The sequence below is a fragment of the Desulfosporosinus sp. OT genome, from assembly GCF_000224515.1.
GTDB lineage: Bacteria > Bacillota > Desulfitobacteriia > Desulfitobacteriales > Desulfitobacteriaceae > Desulfosporosinus.
Genome location: NZ_AGAF01000150.1, coordinates 1 through 391, shown reverse-complemented (window position 1 = coordinate 391; position 391 = coordinate 1). Strand labels below are relative to the sequence as shown.

The 391-nt window shown below is 48.6% G+C and carries 1 protein-coding gene; it reads left to right on the top strand.

From position 1 onward, the window contains the following. Positions 1-40: 40 nt before the first annotated feature. The coding region (locus DOT_RS13920; RefSeq protein WP_009619827.1) for a DNA alkylation repair protein at positions 41-391 on the top strand (351 nt) is incomplete at its 3' end.

The window sequence follows — 391 nt, the reverse complement described above, 5'->3', positions numbered from 1 at the left end:
GTCGAAGAACTAACATTTAGTTGAAGAAAGGTAAAACAATATGAGCGCTCTAAAAGAAGAGATCCGGCGTCGGCTATTCGAGCTGCAGGATCTGAAATACAAAGAGTTTGCGTGCAAACTCATGCCGACGGTGAACCCGGAAACTGTGATCGGCGTCCGCACGCCGGAGCTGCGGAAGCTCGCCCGGGAGTTTTCTAAAAGGCCGGAGGTTTCGGAGTTTTTTAAAATCCTGCCCCACGGGTATTATGAAGAAAACAACCTGCACGGCTTCCTGATTGAAACGTACAGGGATTATGATGCCGCCATTGCCGCTGTTGACGAGTTTCTACCGTACATAGACAACTGGGCTACCTGTGACCTGATTTCGCCGAAGATATTTAAAAAGCATCTG